Annotated in this window: 11 protein-coding genes; all 11 read right to left on the reverse strand. The window is 66.3% G+C overall.

The annotated features are described in order from the left end of the window. Positions 1-296: 296 nt before the first annotated feature. A complete protein-coding gene (gene guaA / locus VER16_RS09025) occupies positions 297-1,862 on the reverse strand; it encodes a glutamine-hydrolyzing GMP synthase (RefSeq protein WP_005413109.1) in 1,566 nt (521 codons plus the stop codon). Positions 1,863-1,971: 109 nt separating this feature from the next. Further along, positions 1,972-3,429, reverse strand: a complete 1,458-nt coding sequence (guaB, locus tag VER16_RS09030) for an IMP dehydrogenase (protein ID WP_324807336.1) — start codon at positions 3,427-3,429, stop codon at positions 1,972-1,974. 606 nt (positions 3,430-4,035) lie between these two features. Then, positions 4,036-4,911: a bifunctional methylenetetrahydrofolate dehydrogenase/methenyltetrahydrofolate cyclohydrolase FolD gene (gene folD, locus VER16_RS09035; protein ID WP_324807337.1), complete on the reverse strand. Its 876-nt coding sequence runs from the start codon at positions 4,909-4,911 to the stop codon at positions 4,036-4,038. 153 nt (positions 4,912-5,064) lie between these two features. Continuing rightward, positions 5,065-6,894: a monovalent cation:proton antiporter-2 (CPA2) family protein gene (locus VER16_RS09040; RefSeq protein ID WP_324807339.1), complete on the reverse strand. Its 1,830-nt coding sequence runs from the start codon at positions 6,892-6,894 to the stop codon at positions 5,065-5,067. A gap of 253 nt (positions 6,895-7,147) precedes the next feature. Beyond that, positions 7,148-8,404: a molybdopterin-synthase adenylyltransferase MoeB gene (gene moeB / locus VER16_RS09045; protein ID WP_324807341.1), complete on the reverse strand. Its 1,257-nt coding sequence runs from the start codon at positions 8,402-8,404 to the stop codon at positions 7,148-7,150. Continuing rightward, the gene (gene der, locus VER16_RS09050; RefSeq protein WP_008264979.1) at positions 8,401-9,798 is read right to left on the reverse strand and encodes a ribosome biogenesis GTPase Der; all 1,398 of its coding nucleotides are present in this window, start codon (positions 9,796-9,798) and stop codon (positions 8,401-8,403) included. Before der ends, moeB begins: the two co-directional genes overlap by 4 nt. Positions 9,799-9,813: 15 nt before the next feature. Then, entirely contained in the window at positions 9,814-11,022 is a 1,209-nt protein-coding gene (gene bamB, locus VER16_RS09055) for an outer membrane protein assembly factor BamB (protein WP_324807343.1), read from the reverse strand. Beyond that, positions 11,022-11,663, reverse strand: coding sequence for a YfgM family protein (locus VER16_RS09060; RefSeq protein WP_324807345.1), 642 nt, complete (start codon positions 11,661-11,663; stop codon positions 11,022-11,024). Before VER16_RS09060 ends, bamB begins: the two co-directional genes overlap by 1 nt. Positions 11,664-11,727: 64 nt before the next feature. Then, a complete protein-coding gene (locus VER16_RS09065; RefSeq protein ID WP_324807347.1) occupies positions 11,728-12,594 on the reverse strand; it encodes a RodZ domain-containing protein in 867 nt (288 codons plus the stop codon). Between the two features lie 19 nt (positions 12,595-12,613). Beyond that, complete coding sequence (locus tag VER16_RS09070) at positions 12,614-13,417, reverse strand: type IV pilus biogenesis/stability protein PilW (protein WP_324807349.1); 804 nt, start codon at positions 13,415-13,417, stop codon at positions 12,614-12,616. Continuing rightward, complete coding sequence (rlmN, locus tag VER16_RS09075) at positions 13,404-14,609, reverse strand: 23S rRNA (adenine(2503)-C(2))-methyltransferase RlmN (RefSeq protein WP_324807351.1); 1,206 nt, start codon at positions 14,607-14,609, stop codon at positions 13,404-13,406. Before rlmN ends, VER16_RS09070 begins: the two co-directional genes overlap by 14 nt. Positions 14,610-14,613: the final 4 nt, after the last annotated feature.

The raw sequence follows: 14,613 nt of genomic DNA on the forward strand, positions 1-14,613 counted from the left end.
AATCCCAGTGAGCAACCGCGGCCTCTTTTGTCTAAGATCTCAAATTCGGCGTCGAACCCGATGACAAGCTGGATGCGGCAAGTTCGGAGCGGCTCGGAGTCTCTCGTGCATTCTTTTGATCGGCAGCCTGATTCTAGAATGCAGTTCTTCTTAAGATTGCGACCCAACGGCACAGTGCCGCCAGTCACCGAGCGAGAGCGCGGATTGCGCGCCGCTCTCCCCACGGATCCGATAAATATCAAGGGCATGTTCCTCAAACGACCAAGGGCGCCTCTCGGCGCCCTAGTTCTTTCAACTCATTCCCACTCAATGGTCGCCGGCGGCTTCCCCGAGATGTCATAGACAACCCTTGAAACCCCCCGCAACTCATTGATGATCCGGTTGCTCACCGTACCCAGGAACTCATACGGCAGATGCGCCCAGTGCGCCGTCATGAAGTCAATCGTCTCAACCGCCCGCAGCGCAATCACCCACTCATAAGCCCGCGCATCACCCACCACGCCCACCGACTTCACCGGCAGGAACACGGCAAACGCCTGGCTGGTCTTGTCGTACAGATCGGCCTTGCGCAGCTCATCAATAAAGATGGCATCGGCCTTGGCCAGCAGCTCGGCGTATTCGCGCTTCACTTCGCCCAGGATACGCACGCCCAGGCCCGGGCCCGGGAACGGGTGGCGGTAGACCATGGTGCGCGGCAGGCCCAGCTCAACGCCCAGGCGGCGCACTTCGTCCTTGAACAGCTCGCGCAGCGGCTCCACCAGGCCCAGCTTCATGTGCTCCGGCAGGCCGCCCACGTTGTGGTGGCTCTTGATCACATGCGCCTTGCCGGTCTTGCTGCCGGCCGACTCGATCACGTCCGGGTAGATGGTGCCCTGCGCCAGCCACTTGGCGTTCTTCAGCTTGTTCGACTCTTCGTCGAAGATCTCAACGAACAGGTTGCCGATGATCTTGCGCTTGGCTTCCGGGTCGCTCACGCCTTCCAGCGCGGCGAAGTAACGGTCGGCGGCATTCACGCGCACGACTTTCACGCCCATGTGCTCGGCAAACATCGCCATCACCTGGTCGCCTTCCTGCCAGCGCAGCAGGCCGGTATCCACGAACACGCAGGTCAGCTTCTCGCCGATGGCCTTGTGCAGCAGCGCGGCCACCACGGACGAATCGACGCCGCCGGACAGGCCCAGGATCACTTCGTCATCGCCCACCTGTTCGCGCACGCGGGCGATCTGGTCGTCGATGATGTTGGCGGCGGTCCACAGGGTCTGGCAGCCGCACACATCCACCACGAAGCGGCGCAGCAGCGCCTGGCCCTGCAGGGTGTGGGTCACTTCCGGGTGGAACTGCACGCCGTACCAGCGCTTTTCTTCGTTGGCCATGGCGGCCACCGGAATGCGGTCGGTGGTGGCGGTGATGGTGAAGCCCGGCGGCGCAACGGAGACGTGGTCGCCGTGGCTCATCCAGACATTCAGCTTCGGCTCGCCGCCGTGGTCGCTCAGGCCCTTGAACAGTGCATCGGGGTTGATGACGTTCACTTCGGCGTGGCCGAACTCGCGCTGGTCAGCCGCTTCGGTGGCGCCGCCCAGCTGGGCCGCCAGGGTCTGCATGCCGTAGCAGATGCCGAAGATCGGCAGGCCGCTGTCGAACACTTCCTGTGGCGCAGCCGGGGCGCCCGGCAGCGTGGTCGATTCCGGGCCACCGGACAAGATGATGCCCTTGGCGCCAAACGCCGCGATCTCGGCCGGGTTGTGGTCCCAGGCCCAGATTTCGCAGTAGACGCCCAGCTCGCGGATGCGGCGGGCGATCAGCTGCGTGTACTGCGCGCCGAAATCGAGGATCAGGATCTTGTCGTTATGGATGTTGGTCATGGCGCCCTGGCAATGCAGTAGGGAAAACGAAACTTCAAATAATTTGCTGCGGCAGATGGAAAAAGAGGAACGGGAATCAGCTTCCTCGTTCCTCTTTGCCCGGCCCGCGTCAGGCGCGGTAGTTCGGCGGTTCCTTGGTGATCGTCACGTCGTGGACGTGGCTCTCACGCTGGCCGGCGCCGCTGATCTTGACGAACTTGGGCTTGCTGCGCATGTCGTCGATGGTGGCGCACCCCACATAACCCATGGTGGCGCGCAGGCCGCCCATCAGCTGGTGGATGATGCCGCCCACCGGGCCGCGGTACGGCACGCGGCCTTCGATGCCTTCCGGCACCAGCTTGTCGGCGGTGGCGGCGTCCTGGAAGTAGCGGTCCTTGGACCCCTTTTCCATGGCGGCCAGCGAACCCATGCCGCGGTAGCTCTTGTACGAACGGCCCTGGTACAGCTCGGTCTCGCCCGGCGATTCCTCGGTACCGGCCAGCAGGCCACCGACCATGATGGTCGAGGCACCAGCGGCCAGCGCCTTGCCGATGTCACCCGAGTAACGGATGCCACCGTCGGCGATGAGCGGGATGCGGTCCTGCAGGGCTTCGGCCACCAGATCAATGGCGGTCACCTGCGGCACGCCAACACCGGCGACGACGCGGGTGGTGCAGATCGAGCCCGGGCCGATGCCGACCTTCACCGCGTCCGCGCCGCTGTCGAGCAGCGCCAGAGCGGCTTCGCCGGTGCAGATGTTGCCACCGATGACCTGCACGTGCGGGAAGTTCTTCTTGACCCAGGCCACGCGGTCCAGCACGCCCTGCGAATGGCCGTGCGCGGTATCGACTACGATCACGTCCACGCCGGCGGCAACCAGCGCTTCCACGCGGCGGTCGGTGTCACCACCCACGCCGACGGCAGCGCCCACCAGCAGGCGGGTCGACAGATCCTTGGCAGCGTTGGGGAAGTCGGTGTTCTTCTGGATGTCCTTGACGGTGATCAGGCCACGCAGGGCGAAATCATCGTTGACCACCAGCACCTTTTCGATGCGGTTACGGTGCAGCAGCTGCAGCACTTCATCGCTGGCGGCGCCTTCCTTCACCGTGACCAAGCGATCCTTCTTGGTCATGATGTGGCGGACCGGATCGTCCAGCTCGGTTTCAAAGCGCATGTCGCGATGGGTGACGATACCGGCCAGCAGGCCGTCGCTGCCCACCACCGGCACGCCGGAGATGTTGTGCGCCCGGGTCAGGGCCAGCACGTCGCGGATGGTGGTTTCCGGGCCGACGGTGATCGGGTCGCGGATGACACCGGCCTCGAACTTCTTGACCTTGGCCACTTCCGCGGCCTGCTGTTCCAGGCTGAGATTCTTGTGGATGATGCCCATGCCGCCGAGCTGGGCCATGGCGATGGCCAGGCGGGCTTCGGTGACGGTATCCATGGCCGCAGACAGGATCGGAAGCTTGAGCTTCAGGTCGCGCGTCAACCGCGTTTCGAGGTTGACGTCCTTGGGCAGGATGGTCGAGTGGGCGGGGACGAGCGAGACGTCGTCGTAAGTGAGTGCTTCAGCCTGGATGCGCAGCATCGGCATACCCGAGATGTGGGGAAGCGCGACATTTTACCCCTTTTTCACCCCCCGTGGGAGGGGGTGGATGCGACGCAGTGTCGCGCGGGCGGCGCCGTTGGTAGGTGCCAACCTTGGTTGGCACACACCGGCAGAGGCCATCACCCCATCTGGGGCCCCGGGCGCCGGACGAATCGTGCCAACCAAAGTTGGCACCTACCAGGAGCGGGTCATTCGCCCCACCCCTGCACCGCCCTGGAACCGCGAGGGATCAACCCCAACCGGGAAACCGCCTTTGGTAGGTGCCAACCTTGGTTGGCACGCACCGGCAGAAGCCTTCACCCCATCTGGAGCCCAGCCGCCGGACGAATCGTGCCAACCAAGGTTGGCACCTACCCACGGCGGGTCATTCGCCCCGCCCCTGCACGACCCTGGAACCGCGCGTGACCAACCCCAACCGGGAAACCGCCTTTGGTAGGTGCCAACCTTGGTTGGCACACACCGGCAGAGGCCATCACCCCATCTGGGGCCAAGGCACCGGACGAATCGTGCCAACCAAGGTTGGCACCTACCCACAGCAGGTCATGCAGGCCGAGACCGCCCCGGTAGCGCCGCGGCGCGGTTGAATCAGGACGCTTCTGCCGCTTCCAGCGTGTTCTGCATCAACGTGGCCACGGTCATCGGGCCCACGCCGCCCGGCACCGGGGTGATCCAGCTGGCCCGCTGCGCTGCGGCCTCGAACCCGACATCGCCCACCAGGCGGCCATCATCCAGGCGGTTGATGCCCACATCGATCACCACCGCGCCCGGCTTCACCCACTCGCCCGGCACGATGCCCGGGCGGCCCACGGCCACCACCAGGATGTCGGCGTTGCGCACGGCCTGTTCCAGCACGTCCTTGGGGGTGAACTTGTGGCAGCTGGTGACGGTGCAGCCGGCAATCAGCAGCTCCAGGCCCATCGGCCGGCCGACGTGGTTGCTGACGCCCACGATGGTGGCGTTGCGGCCACGCACCGGCTGGTCGGTGTGGCCCAGCAGCGTGGTGATGCCGCGCGGGGTGCACGGGCGCAGGCCGAATTCACGCAGGGCCAGGTGGCCGACGTTTTCCGGGTGGAAGCCGTCCACGTCCTTGCGCGGGTCGATGCGCTGGATCAGGCGGCGCGCGTCGGGGATGCCCGGCAGCGGCAGCTGGATCAGGATGCCGTTGATCTTCGGGTCGGCATTGAGCTGGTCGATCAGGGTCAGCAGCTCGGCTTCGGTGGTACCGGCCGGCAGATCGTAATCGTAGGCCTCGATGCCGACCTTTTCGGCCGCGCGGCGCTTGTTGCGCACATACACGGTCGAGGCCGGGTCGCCCCCCACCAGCACCACGGCCAGGCCGGGGCGGCTGCCACCGGCAGCCACGCGGGCGTCGACGCGCACCTTCAGGCTGTCGAGCAGGTCCTCGGCAATACGGCGGCCATCGAGGATGCGGGCAGGAAGCTGGGGGGCGGAGTCAGTCATCGAATGCGGGGGCAGGCGGCGGCGGGGACGCTATTGTCCCTGATTCAGGCCCCCTCGCCCACCGCTTCGCTCGCCGTGAATGGCCGGCGAGCGCACAGCGCGCTGTGGGGCCAGCGCGATCTGGCTGACGAGCAGCCGAGCGTGGGCTCGGCTCTACTCTTCTTCCGGCACCTGGTCCGCATTCAACGTGCGGGCCTTGCGCTTGGGCGCGGTGAACGGGGTCGGCGTGGGCACGCCCGGCAGCGCGCTGCCGAACACCATGTGCGCGCCGGCACGCAGGCTGCCGCCGGCCATTTCCAGCTCGAAACGCTCGGCGTCGCGCTCGCGGATCTGCTGCGCGATCTCCTGCGCATCATCCTCGTCCGCCCCCAGCTCCATCAGCGCGGCCTGGCCAAACAGCAGCGCCGATTCAAACGTCTCGCGGATCTGGAAATCGACACCGGCATGGATCAGCCGCAGCGAGTGTTCGCGGTCGAACGAGCGCACCAGCAGCTTGGCCTGCGGGAATTCATGCGCGACCAGCTCGACGATGCGATCGGCATCCTCGGCATTGTTCACGCACACCGCAATGGCCCGCGCGGTACCGGCGCCGGAGGCATGCAGCACGTCCAGGCGGGTGCCATCGCCGTAGTAGATCTTGAAACCGAAACGCTCGGCGTTGTGGATCATCTCCACGTCGTTGTCGATGATGGTCACGTCCACATCGCGGGCCAGCAGCGACTGGCTGGCCACCTGGCCGAAGCGGCCGAAGCCGATCATCAGCACGCTGCCGGACAGGCCGTCGGCAGTGTCCACGCCTTCCAGGCTCACCTCGGGCTTGGGCGCCACGCGCTTGTAGACCAGCACCACCAGCGGGGTCAGCGCCATCGACAGCACCACCACGGCGGTGAAGTTGGCATTAATGTCCATGTTGATGACGCCGGCGCTGGCCGCAGCGGAGAACAGCACGAAGGCGAATTCACCGCCCTGCGCCATCAGCACGCCACGGTCCATCGCCTGTGCGTGGTCGCTGCCCATCACGCGGGCCACGACGTAGATGCACAGCGCCTTGGCCACCATGAGTGCCAGCACCAGGCCGACGATCATCGGCCAGTTGCCGGCCACCACGCCCAGGTCCAGCGCCATGCCCACGCTGAGGAAGAACAGGCCCAGCAGGATGCCGCGGAACGGCTCGATGTCCGCTTCGATCTGGTGGCGGAAGGTCGATTCGCTGAGCAGCACACCGGCCAGGAACGCGCCCATCGCCATCGACAGGCCGGACAGCTGCATCAGCAGCGCCGCACCCAGCACCACCAGCAGCGCGGCGGCGGTCATCACTTCGCGTGCTTTCGATTCGGCAAGCAGGCGAAACAGCGGGTTGAGCAGGAAGCGACCGACCAGCACCAGGCCGACGATGGCGCCCAGACCAATGGCCACTGACAGCCAACGCGAGCCCTCGCCATCGGCGCTGCCCGCACTGGGCGCCATCCACGCGACCAGGGCCAGCAGCGGCACGATCAGCAGGTCTTCGAACAGCAGGATGGAAACGATCTTCTGCCCCGACGGCAGCGCGATGTCGCCGCGCTCAGCCAGCAGCTGCATCACCACGGCCGTGGAGGTGAGCACGAAGCCGGTGGCACCGATGAAGGCCACCTGCCACGGCAGGCCGAACAGTTTGGCGATGCTGGTCAGCACCAGCGCACAGGTGACGATCTGCAGCGTGCCCAGCCCGAAGATTTCCTTGCGCAGGCTCCACAGGTGCGAGGGCCGCATTTCCAGGCCGATGACGAACAGGAACATCACCACGCCCAGCTCGGCCGTGTGCAGGATCGCCTGCGGATCGGAGAACCAGCCCAGCCCGAACGGTCCGATCGCCAGGCCGGCGGCGAAGTAACCCAGCACCGACCCCAGGCCAAGCCTGCGGAACAGGGGCACCATCACCACCGCCGCGCCCAACAGGGCCACGACCTTGACCAGCTCGCTGGTCGCTGCTTCTACCGCCATGCGGTGTATCCCCGAAAACCGAAATCGGCCTCAACGATAGAGCAAGTTTTCTGACGGCAATAGCACGGGCGTTGCGTTTGCTTGTGCCGAAAATGGAACGATACCGCGATTGCCGCCCAACATCGTTCCGAAATCGCCAGCATTCATCCACGCACGGCGTGGATCTACTGGGCCGTCGCCCGCGCGATGCGTCGATGACGCCCGCGATAGTTCAGTAGATCCACGCCATGCGTGGATGACGCGCCCATCAGATTCAACCGCCCCGACAAAACGCGGCGTAGTCGATATACCCCGGGAACGGCACCCCGGCTGCGCACACCGGACACTGAGGGTCTGGCTGGATGCGGCTTTCGCGGAAACGCATGCCCAGCGCATCAAAGCGCAGCAGCCTGCCGACCAGCGGCTCGCCGATACCCAGCAGCAGCTTCAGCACCTCGGTGGCCTGCAGTACACCGGCCAGCCCGGGCAGCACGCCCAGCACGCCTGCTTCGGAACAGTTGGGCGCGAACTCCGGCGGCGGCGGTTCGGGGAACAGGCAGCGGTAGCACGGTGCCACGCCACGCTGGCGGCCGGCGTCAAACACGCTTAGCTGCCCATCAAAGCGCTCGATGGCGGCATACACCATCGGTTTGGCGTGCTGGATGCAGGCGTCGTTGAGCAGGTAGCGCAGCGGGAAGTTGTCCGAGCCGTCCAGCACCACGTCCACGCCTTCCAACAGGCGATCGACATTCGCCGAGGTCACCCGCTCGGGCACGGCCTCCACCTCGATGGACGGGTTCAAGGCCAGCAACCGCTCGCGTGCCGAATCCACCTTCAGCTGGCCGACACTGGCTTCGGTATGCACGATCTGCCGGTGCAGGTTGCTGCGCTCGACCCGGTCGTGGTCGGCAAAGCGCAGATGCCCTACCCCGGCTGCGGCCAGGTAGAAGCCTGCCGGTGCGCCCAGGCCACCGGCCCCCAGCACCAGCACGCGCGACTGCTGCAGCCGACGCTGGCCGGCCTCGCCCACCTGCGGCAGCAGCAGGTGGCGTGAGTAGCGGTCGTAGAAGTCGCGGTCGGCGGCATCCAGCATCGGCTGTACCAGCGGCAGCGCCTGCTCGCGCCAGGCCACGGTGCCACCGGCCACGGAGGCTACGTTTGAATAGCCTGCGGCCCGCAATGACTGCGCGGCGTCGGCCGAGCGCTTGCCGCTCTGGCAGATCAGCAGGATGTCCTGGCTCGGAATGGGTAGATGCGCGGCCGGATCGGCCAGCAGATCATCCTTGGCCACGCCACGCGCGCCCTCGGCCATGCCCCCGGCACGCTCGTGCGCCTGGCGCACATCGATCAGCACCGCACCGTGGGCGACACGTGCCCGCGCCTGCTGCGGGGAAAGCTCTGGAATGCTCATTCGCCCATTGTAGAGCCGAGCCCGCGCTCGGCTGCCTTTCTGCCGACCTCCCCCAGGAGCCGAGCATGGGCTCGGCTCTACACGAAAAAGGCGGCCCTGCGGCCGCCTCTCGTGGATCACTTGCCCTTGACGTGCTTCATCAAGCGCCGCTTGGCCTTCACCTGCCGCTCGGTGAGGACGTTCTTCTTGCCCTCGTACGGGTTGGTACCCTCGCGGAAGATGAAGCTCACCGGGGTGCCGATCAGCTTGAAGCGCTTGCGGAAGAAGTTTTCCAGGTAGCGCTTGTACGACTCCTGCAGTTCCTTCAGGCGGGTACCGTGCACGATGAAGGTCGGCGGGTTGGCGCCGGCCGGGTGCACGTAACGCAGCTTGGAAACGTGGCCGCGGATGGTCGGCGGCGGGTTGGTTTCGTAGGCCACTTCCAGCGCCTTGTTCACTTCGCTGGTGGTGAAGGTCTTGTTGGCCGATTCGTGCGCGCGGTGCACTGCACGGAACAGCTCGCGCAGGCCCGAACCATGCTTGGCGGAAATGCGCACCGATTCGGCCCACGGCACGAAGCCCAGCTTCAGCGACAGCAGGGTCTCGGCCTGCTCGCGCTGGTACTCGGTCAGGCCATCCCACTTGTTGATGGCGATGACCAGCGCACGGCCGGCATCGAGCACCGCGCCCAGCACGGTGGCGTCCTGGTCGGTGACGCCTTCGGTGGCGTCCAGCATCAGCACGGCCACCTGGCACTGCTCGATGGACTGCATGGTCTTGACCACCGAGAACTTCTCGACAACCTCGTCCACGCGCGAACGGCGGCGCAGGCCAGCGGTATCGATCAGGCGGTATTCGCGGCCGTCACGTTCCAGGTCCACGGCGATGGAATCGCGGGTGGTGCCCGGCACGTCCGAGGCGATCATGCGCTCTTCGCCGAGGATGCGGTTGACCAGCGTGGACTTGCCCACGTTGGGGCGGCCGACGAAGGCGATGCGGATGCGGTTGGGGTCGTTGTCCAGCTCTTCGCCGCTGCCTTCTTCAGGCAGGCGCTGGATGACTTCGTCCAGCAGGTCGTCCAGGCCCTGGCGATGGGCGGCCGACACGGTCAGCATTTCACCGAAACCGTAGCGGGCGAACTCCGAGCGGACGCTGTCCTCGTCGGTGCCGTCGATCTTGTTGATCAGCAGCAGCGTCGGGCGCGAGAGCTTGCGCAGCCAGGCCAGGATCTCATCGTCCATCGCCGAGGTGCCTTCGCGGGCATCGACAACGAACAGGATCAGATCGGCTTCGGCCGCGGCGGCCCGGGCCTGGCGCGTGGTGGCGCCCGCCAGGCCTTCCTCTTCCTCGGCAATACCGCCGGTGTCCACGACGAGGAAATGGTTGTCCTCGTCCAGACGGCAGACGCCGTAGTTGCGATCGCGGGTGACGCCGGGCTGGTCATGAACCAGGGCGTCACGGGTGCGGGTCAACGCATTGAAAATGGTTGACTTGCCGACATTCGGCCGTCCAACCAGGGCGACCAAAGGCAGCATCGCGATTACTCCGTATTAATTTGCCAACCGGAACGCGGTCAGCTTGCCATCAACATTCTGCACCAGCAGCACCCCGTCGACGACGACCGGCTGGGCCAGCAGGGCGTCACCGCCGCTCTTGGCCCGCGCCGCCAGTGCGCCATCGGAGGTCTGCAGCCAGTGCAGGTATCCCTTGTAGTCACCGACGACTACGTAATCGCCCTGCAGCACCGGGCCGGTCAGCGAACGACGCGCCAAGGCGGTCTGCGACCACATGGCTGCGCCACTGGCCTTGTCCAGGCCGAACACGCCGCCCTTGGGGTCGGTGACGAACACATTGCCCGAAGAGACCGCCACGCCGCCGGCACCGCCGTGGTCGCGCGCCCACAGCGGGCGACCGGTCGGGCCTTCGATGGCCATGGTCTGGTTCTTGAAGCTGCTCACGAACAGCGTATTGCCATCCAGCACCGGGGCGCCATCCACATCGGACATGCGCTCCAGCTCGGTACGGCCCTCAGGGCTGCCCACGGTCTGTTCCCACAGGGTGCGGCCGTCCTGCATGGCCAGGGCGGCGACAGCGCCGTCGTCCTTGCCGATGAACAGCACGCCCGGGCCAGTGACCACCGGCGCGTTGCCGCGCACGGTCAGCGCCGGCAGTTCGCTGGGGTTGAACCACTTCTGGGTGCCGTTGGATGCTTCGAAGGCGGTGATGCGGCCGTCGTTGCTGCGCACGAACACCAGGCCCTGTGCCACGGCCGGGGCCGCGATCACTTCACCCGGTACGCGGGCACGCCACTTTTCGCTGCCGTCGTTGATGTCCAGGGCGATCACCTGGCCATCAAGGGTACCGATGACCACCAGGTTCTCGCCGACACCCGGGCCGCCGGACAGGCGCAGCTTGGCCTTCTTCTTTTCCTTCTGCGGCTCCCAGGTCCAGACCTTCTTGCCGGTCTGCAGGTCCAGGGCATGCACGCCGCCGGTGATGGCCGCCGCGAACACGTGGCCATTGGCCACGGCCGGGCCCTGGCGCACGCCGATGCGGCGCTCGCCCTTGCCCAGGTTGACCGACCAGGCCTTGTTGACCTTCAGGGTCGGCTCGAACTTGACCAGTTCGGCCGGCTCCTGCGCCTTCTTGGCGGCGGCATCCTTACCGGCGAACCAGCCCTTCATGGTGCTGCAGCCGGTCAGTGCCATGCCCAGCAGCAGGACGGAGGCGACGCGCGTAATCATGACCTTCTGACTCATCAAACCGACTCCGCAGGGGCGGCGGCGACAGTGCCGCCGGCGTCCATTACCTTGGTTTCCAGCACGCGCCGCTGCGGCGCTGCCACGTCCAGCGTCTTCAGCGCTTTCTCATAGTGTTCGCGGGCCGCATCGCGCTTGCCCTGGGCCAGCAGCGCATCACCCTGGATTTCCAGGCTGCTGCTGTCGGTGGCGCTGGCGAGCAGCTTGATCGCTTCATCGCTCTTGCCGGTGGCCACCAGCAGGCGGGCCACGCGCTGGTCGACCACGCGCTGCAGGTCGCCTTCGACCTTCACGCCGCGCAGGGTGGCCAGTGCTTCTTCATTCTTGCCGGCATCGACCTGGGCCTTGGCCAGCTGCAGCGCCGCCAGATCGCCGTAGACGCTGGACGGGCCAGCCTCCAGCGCCTTGACCGCCTTGGCTGCGTCGTCCAGCTTGTTGCCCTGCAGCCCGACCAGCGCCTTCTGGTACTCGACATTGGCCGAGGCCAGCTTGCTGCCCTGGTTGGTCTGGTACCACTGCCAGCCGGCAATGGCGCCGATGGCGATCGCTACGCCACCGAGGATGCTGGCGCCATTCTTCCGCAGCCAGCTGCGGACACGTTCACTTTGTTCGTGCTCGTCGAGCAGATCGTCGATCGCCATGCGTACTCTCGCCCCGCCCATAGGGAGGGACCATTGGGATTATCGAAGGTGGTGAAACCGCGTCTCAGTGTGAAACCGGGACAACGGAGCCTTCAGAGGATACCTGAAAGCGGGCCACGTTGGCTCGCTGGTAGGGGGTGAGATCGACGATAGCGCCGTTCTGCTGAACCTGGACCGCCGAGGCGTTGCCCAGGGTCACGCGGCTCACCTGGCCCGGGGTGAAGCTGCGGGTCTCGCCGGCCTTGATCAGCGCCTTCTCGACCGAGCCGCCATCGGGGCCTGCGATATCGACCCAGCTGTCGCCACTGAACTGCATGTCCAGGTTGGCGGTGGCCGGCGCGGCCGGGGCCGGGCGCGGCACCGGGGCCAGCGAGGCCACGTAGGGAGTGGCGGCCGGTTTGGCGGCGGCAACCGTCGGCTCGGCACTGGCGGCCGCAGGTTCGTTGCCGACCGAGGACGGAGCCACCGGCACGGCGGCCGGCACCACGTCCAGCGAGGCCGTGTTCGGCGTGGCCGGGGTGTTGTCGAAGTGGCCGCGGGTGGCAAACCACACCGGCACCGCCAGCACTGCGGTGATGCCGACATACAGCATGCGCCGGCCGAGGTTCTCGGCAATGCGGCGGGCTCGCGGGGTATGGGTATGGCTGACCAGGGTGGGCGGGACCACCGCACCGACCTGGGCCTGCTCCAGCAGCTGGCTGATATCCACGTTCAGAAGGCGCGCATAGCTGCGCAGCTGGCCGCGGACGAATACCGGGGCGCCGAGCTTCTGCCACTGTTCTTCTTCAAGCGACTTGACCACCTGGACCGGCATGCGCAGGCGCTGGCCGACGTCTTCAAGGGTCAGTCCGGCCGCCTCGCGGGCCTGGCGCAGGCGGGTGCCGCAGCCGGCCGCAGTATCGAGAGCGCTCACAGTCTGGTCATCAATCACAATGCATCAACCCTGGAGGTTAGGAGCCCGCGTCCTGCGGAAATTCCTGTCGAATCCGCTGCAGATAACGATCGGATGCCGCCTGATCGCCCAGTCGCGCCTCGATTTCAGACGCAAGTTGTAACACGGAACGTGTGGCCGGTGCAGCCGCAATCCTACGTTCGGCGAAGGCGCGCGCCTCGAAGAACTGGCCACGACGGAAGTTGAGCTGGGCCATCGCCTCCAGGGCCACCGGGTTGGCCGGCACCGTGACCAGCGCCGCACGCAGGTCGCGCTCGGCCCGTTCCACCTGGCCGGCATCCAGCGCGCAGCCGCCGGCATTGGCCAGGGCTGCGCCGGAGGACACATTGCCCGGCGCCTGCAGCGCCCGGTCGAACCACACCAGCGATTCGGCGGCATTGCCGTGCTGGCACAGCCAGGCACCGTAGTTGTTGAGGACGTCGCCGCGCTGCGGGGCAAGCTCGGTGGCGCGGCGGAAGCCTTCGCCAGCCTGCTGCTGGCGGCCACGACGGTCCTCGATGCCGGCCATCAGCATGATCGCGTCCACGCCCTTGGGCTGCAGCTTCAAGGCCTGGCGCACCTTGCGCTCGGCCTCGTCCAGCTTGCCTTCCTGCATGTCGCGGGCGGCCAGGGCGAGCTGGTCCTGGTAACGGAATTCCTCGCGGACGCCCGGCGCATCGCGCACGTGGCGTTCCGGGGCGATTTCACCCCCGCGGGTGTATTCCTCGGGGAGGTGCGACTTGGTGGTCCTGCTGCAGCCACTGGCCGAAACGGCCAGCACCCCTGCAATCAGGACTGGCCAGAGACGGTCACGCGGCCGCATCGCTCCCCTTCCCTGCCTGCAACGTCTTGTTGAATTCCGCCTGGCGGCGGGTGCGGTCCATCACCTGGCCCTTGAGCTGGCCACAGGCGGCGTCGATGTCATCGCCACGCGTGCGGCGGACCATCGTCAGCACGTTGCTGTCGAGCAGGATCTTCTGGAAGGCGCGGATATGCGTTTCTTCCGAACGCTCGTAGCGGGTGCCCGGGAAGGGATTGAACGGGATCAGGTTGACCTTGCCCGAATCCTTGGCCTGCACCGCGTTGTCGAACTGGCGCATCAGCCGGGCCAGCTCGCGGGCATGCTCGGGCTTGTCGTTGATGCCCTTCATCAGGGTGTACTCGAAGGTGACCGATTCGCGGCGCTTGTTGGCGCGCAGGTAACGGGCACACGAGGCCATCAGCTCGGCGATCGGGTACTTCTTGTTCAGCGGTACCAGGGTCTCGCGCAGCGCATCGTTGGGCGCATGCAGCGAGACGGCCAGCGACACGTCGCTTTCGCTGGAAAGGCGGTCGATCTGCGGCACCAGGCCGGAGGTCGACAGGGTCACGCGCTTGTTGGCCAGGCCGTAGCCCAGATCGTCGCGCATCACGCTCATGGCACGCACGACGTTGTCGAAATTCATCAGCGGCTCGCCCATGCCCATCATCACCACGTTGGTGAGGCGGCGCATCTGGTGCGGCACGTTGCCCAGGTGGCGTGCGGCAACCCACACCTGGCCGATGATCTCGGCGGTGGTCAGGTTACGGTTGAAGCCCTGGGTGGCGGTGGAGCAGAACGTGCAGTTCAGCCCGCAACCGACCTGCGAGGACACGCACAGCGTGCCGCGGGTCTTGTCGGGGATGTACACGGTCTCGATGGCGTTCTTGCCATCCACGCCCATCGCCAGCAGCCACTTGTGGGTGCCGTCGGCGGAGGGCTTGTCGAAGATGATGTTGGGAACCAGCACCTCGGCATGGGCCTGCAGCTTGGCGCGCAGGACCTTGCCGAGGTCGGTCATTTCATCGAAATCGGTGACGTAGCGATGGTGGATCCACTTCATCACCTGGTGGGCACGGAACTTCTTTTCGCCGAGAACCTCGACGAAGAACTTCTCCAGGCCCGCGCGATCGAGGTCGAGCAGGTTCTGCTTGCCAGCCGTGGGTGCCGACTTGGGCAGCGGCTGGATGGCGGGGGACTGTACGACCTCGTTCACGGCA

This window comes from Stenotrophomonas sp. (genome assembly GCF_035634915.1).
GTDB lineage: Bacteria > Pseudomonadota > Gammaproteobacteria > Xanthomonadales > Xanthomonadaceae > Stenotrophomonas.

Bases quoted from the DNA above. Each gene is read 5' to 3' on its own strand.
- guaA (WP_005413109.1), bottom strand. From the start codon at position 1,862: ATGACCAACATCCATAACGACAAGATCCTGATCCTCGATTTCGGCGCG.
- guaB (WP_324807336.1), bottom strand. From the start codon at position 3,429: ATGCTGCGCATCCAGGCTGAAGCACTCACTTACGACGACGTCTCGCTC.
- folD (WP_324807337.1), bottom strand. From the start codon at position 4,911: ATGACTGACTCCGCCCCCCAGCTTCCTGCCCGCATCCTCGATGGCCGC.
- VER16_RS09040 (WP_324807339.1), bottom strand. From the start codon at position 6,894: ATGGCGGTAGAAGCAGCGACCAGCGAGCTGGTCAAGGTCGTGGCCCTG.
- der (WP_008264979.1), bottom strand. From the start codon at position 9,798: ATGCTGCCTTTGGTCGCCCTGGTTGGACGGCCGAATGTCGGCAAGTCA.
- bamB (WP_324807343.1), bottom strand. From the start codon at position 11,022: ATGAGTCAGAAGGTCATGATTACGCGCGTCGCCTCCGTCCTGCTGCTG.
- VER16_RS09060 (WP_324807345.1), bottom strand. From the start codon at position 11,663: ATGGCGATCGACGATCTGCTCGACGAGCACGAACAAAGTGAACGTGTC.
- VER16_RS09070 (WP_324807349.1), bottom strand. From the start codon at position 13,417: ATGCGGCCGCGTGACCGTCTCTGGCCAGTCCTGATTGCAGGGGTGCTG.